This is a genomic window from Saccharopolyspora sp. (assembly GCF_017434145.1).
Classification (GTDB): Bacteria; Actinomycetota; Actinomycetes; order Mycobacteriales; family Pseudonocardiaceae; genus Saccharopolyspora_C; species Saccharopolyspora_C galaxeae.
Map to the genome: position 1 here is coordinate 1 of NZ_JAFRFW010000425.1, position 3,640 is coordinate 3,640.

At 69.8% G+C, this 3,640-nt stretch carries 4 protein-coding genes; 1 reads left to right on the plus strand and 3 read right to left on the minus strand.

Going from position 1 to position 3,640, the window contains the following annotated elements; all coding sequences use genetic code 11:
- On the plus strand, positions 1-938 hold a 938-nt coding region (locus tag IJH84_RS11630), incomplete at its 5' end, for a S8 family serine peptidase (protein ID WP_295143878.1).
- 62 nt (positions 939-1,000) lie between these two features.
- On the opposite strand, the gene IJH84_RS11635 is transcribed toward IJH84_RS11630, so the two are convergent.
- From IJH84_RS11635 to IJH84_RS11645, 3 genes are all read right to left on the minus strand, one after another.
- The gene (locus IJH84_RS11635; protein WP_295143881.1) at positions 1,001-1,231 is read right to left on the minus strand and encodes a hypothetical protein; all 231 of its coding nucleotides are present in this window, start codon (positions 1,229-1,231) and stop codon (positions 1,001-1,003) included.
- A 121-nt stretch (positions 1,232-1,352) separates the two neighbouring features.
- A complete protein-coding gene (locus IJH84_RS11640) occupies positions 1,353-3,479 on the minus strand; it encodes a tetratricopeptide repeat protein (protein ID WP_295143884.1) in 2,127 nt (708 codons plus the stop codon).
- A gap of 35 nt (positions 3,480-3,514) precedes the next feature.
- On the minus strand, positions 3,515-3,640 hold a 126-nt coding region (locus IJH84_RS11645; RefSeq protein WP_295143887.1), incomplete at its 5' end, for a DUF397 domain-containing protein.

Below are 3,640 nucleotides of genomic sequence, written 5' to 3' on the forward strand. Positions count from 1 at the left end.
ACCAGATCCACGCCTCCGACGCCTGGGGCGCCAGCACCGGCGCGGGCCAGACCATCGCCGTGGTGGACACCGGTGTCGACCTGGGACACCCGGACTTGCAGTCGCAGATGGTGCCCGGCGCGACGTTCGCCTGCGGTGGCGGCCCTGCACCGTGCGGCAACGGCGACTGGCGCGGACCGGACGGTGTCGGCCAGGAGACGGACATCCACGGCACGCACGTCTCCGGGATCGCGGCCGCGGCGGCGAACAACGGTGTCGGCGGTGCGGGCGTCGCCCCCGACGCGAAGATCATGCCGGTGAAGGTGCTGGAGAACGGTTCCGGCTCGTTCGCCGACATCGGTGCGGGCATCCGCTACGCCGCCGACAACGGCGCCAACGTGATCAACCTGAGCTTGGGCGCGCCGCCCGGCTCGCAGCTGCTGACGCTGCTCGGCCTCAACGCCGACGCGAAGGACGCGGTGGCCTACGCCCGCGAGAAGGGCGTCGTCGTGGTCGCTTCCGCGGGCAACGAGACCGCGCCGCTGTGCGACACCCCGTCTTGGGAGCAGGGCGCGATGTGCGTCGCGGCCAGCGACCGCGGTGAGCAGCGGGCGAACTACTCCAACTTCGGCTTGAAGCTGGACATGAAGGCCGTGACCGCTCCGGGCGGCGCGGGCAACAAGGTCTGCGCGGACGACATCATCGCCACGGTGCCGCGCGGCATGGGCACGCCGAAGTGCGGGCAGCCGGATTACGACGCGCTGGCGGGCACTTCGATGGCCGCGCCGCACGTGTCCGGGCTGGCGGCGTTGCTGACCGCGCAGGGCCGTTCGGCCGACCAGGTCGAGAAGGCGCTGATGGACACCGCGCACGCCCCCGGCAGCAACGAGACCGGGAAGTACGACCTGCAGTACGGCCACGGGATCGTGGACGCGGCGGCCGCAACCGCGGCTCCGTGAGGTCGTTGTTCTGAATGAGCCGGTGGTCGGTCCACACGCCGGGTGGACCGCCCACCGGTTTTTTATGCCCGGAGACTGTCCTTCAGCAGTTCCGGCCCGCCCTGGTTCGCCGCCCGCACGCCGTGCTCCACCGGGATCAGGTCGCGCTGCCAGGGCGGCGGATCGGGCACTCGGCTCGGCTTTTTCTCGTTGTAGCCCTCGGCCGTCTGCGTCGGCGCCTCCGGCGTAACCGGCTGGCCTGTTGCGGGATCGGGCCGCGGTGGCAGGTCGGCGGTGGTGTCGTCAGTAGCCATGCCGTGCTTTCCGGCTCGCGCGAATGCCCTCGGCACCTTCGTGCAGGCAGCAGTCCGATGACCGGTGCACGCGCCGGACGGACCGGTCACCGAATTCTGTTGTTATGGCCGACTTTCCGGCCTACTGCCCGGCGAGCGCGTTGAGCTGGTCGCGGATCACTTCGGCGTTGTGGTGGCCGAGCGGGTCGAGGATGGCGAGTGCTTGTTGCCAGGTGTGCCGGGCGGCTTCCGTATCTCCGTTGGTGTGCTGGGCTTTTCCGAGTTCGGTGAGGCTTTCGGCTTCGCCTGCCGAGTGGCCGATGCGCCGCCGGTGCTCGACGGCTCGGCCGCAGGTTTCGATGGCGTCGGCGATGTTTCCGGCGAGCAGGTGCGCGGTCGCGAGCCGGTGCAGGACGTAGCCGCGGCCGAATTCGTCCCAGTCGAGTTCGAGGGCACGGCGCAGCAGCGGGAACGCTTCGTCGAATTCGCCGCAGTGCGCCAATGCCACGCCCAGCAGCGAGTCGGTCGTGAGCTGCTGGGTCGCGAGCGATTCCGGAACTGCTTCGCCGGTGCCGCCCAGCTCGTCCAAGATCCGTTTCGCGTGGCGCGCGGAAGTCACCGCGTCGGCGGACTGCTGCGCATCGAAGCACATCATCGCCGATCCGCAGCTGGTGATCGCGGTCCACATCCGCTCGCCCAGCGCTTCGAACAGGCCGGCGGCGATCCGCGCGTTCTCGCTCGCCCGGTCCAGTTCCCGCAGGCGCCAGCAGGCTTCGCTGAGGTCGGCGTGCAACCGGGCCAGTGCGGGTCGATCGTCGTTCTGCCGGGCCGCTTCGATTCCGGCGGTGCTGCTGGTCTTCAATTCGCTGATCAGTCCGCGAAGCCGCATCGGATAGGTGGCGGCGTTCGCGAGCCACCCGGCTCGCGGCATTCCGAGTGCGGTCGATTGCCGGATGGTGGCGAGAACACCCGCGTGTTCGGCGTCCCACCACGCCAATGCCTCGTCGTAGTCCGCGAACGAGCAGTTCAGCTGCTCGTCGACGTATTCGAGCTCGACCAGGTCACGAACGGGCGCCAACTGCCGGTTCGCGGCATAGGTGGCGTAGAGGTGGTGGTCGAGCAGCCGCTGCAATGCTGCCGTGCGGTCGGATTCGGTGTCGTCGGCGTGCGCGCGTTCGCGCGCGTAGGCGCGCAGCAGGTCGTGGAAGACGTAGCGGTCGCCCGCCCGGCGAGTCACCAGATGCGCCCGGCCCAGCTCACCGAGGAGTTTCCGCGCCGACCGGTGATCGACGCCCGCGAGCGCGGCAGCGGCGCCGAGGCTGACGTCCGGCGAAATCGGCAACCCCAGCAGCCGGAACAACCGCGCGGCCGGGGGTGAGAGCGTGCGGTAGGACCAGGAGAACACCGCCCGGATTCCGGTTATGCCGCCCGCATCGAGGGCATCGAGCCGATCGTGCTCGTCGGCGAGATCGGCGACCAGATCGCCCAGCGGCACATCCGGTTCGGCCGCGGCCTGTACCGAGACCAGCGTCAACGCCAGTGGTAACCCGGCGCAGAACTCCAGCAGAGTCGCGGCCGCGTCCGGCTCCGCGTCCAGCCGCTCGGCGCCGAGGTGCCGCGCGAGCAGTTGGTGCCCTTCTCCGGGAGTGAGGGTGTCGAGGGCGAGTCGCTGCGCCCCGTGGTGCGTCACCAGTCCGTCCAGCCGCTGGCGGCTGGTGACCACGACCAGACATCCTGCCGCCCCGGGCAACAACGGCAGCACCTGCTCGGCATCCCTGGCGTTATCCAGCACCAGCAGCATTCGCCGCCCATGCGCCAGAGTGCGGTACTGCGCCGCCCGCGCTTGCTCGGACGCCGGGATCGCATCCGGTTCCATCCCGAGCGCCGTCAGGAAACCCGCCAATGCCTCCGCGGAAGTCACCGGCTCGGCTGCCGGATCGAACCCGCGCAGGTTCACGTACAACTCGCCGTCGGGGAACTGGTCGCGCACCTTGTGCGCCCACTCCACCACCAGCGTCGACTTCCCGACCCCGGCCAGCCCAGAGATCGTCGAGACCAGCAGGGTGTGTTGCGCACCGGAACCGTTGAGCAGCGTGGTCAACGCGTCCTGTTCGACCGTGCGGTTGATGAAATGCCGCGCCGTCGCCGGAAGCTGACGAGGTGGCGCCGCCGAGGCGCCTTCGCGCGCCGCCGAACCGTGGATGTGCACGTCGCCATGGATGTGCTGCGCCTGGACAACGTTTTCGCCGTCCGACGCGCTGTTGTGCACGCCTTCGCCTGGAGTCCCTACGGTCGATCCCTCCATCAGCGGGACCGGTCGAAGCGGCCGGACTTCAAGTCCTGCAAGAAGAAACCCCACGTCGCGGCGGGGACGGTGAAGTGCCCGGCCGCGCGGTTCTTCGAGTCGCGGACGGCCGCGGCCTCCGGTGA

What these genes read in the sequence shown, in the direction of transcription:
- IJH84_RS11635 (WP_295143881.1), bottom strand. Translation starts at nt 1,231, where the DNA reads ATGGCTACTGACGACACCACCGCCGACCTGCCACCGCGGCCCGATCCC.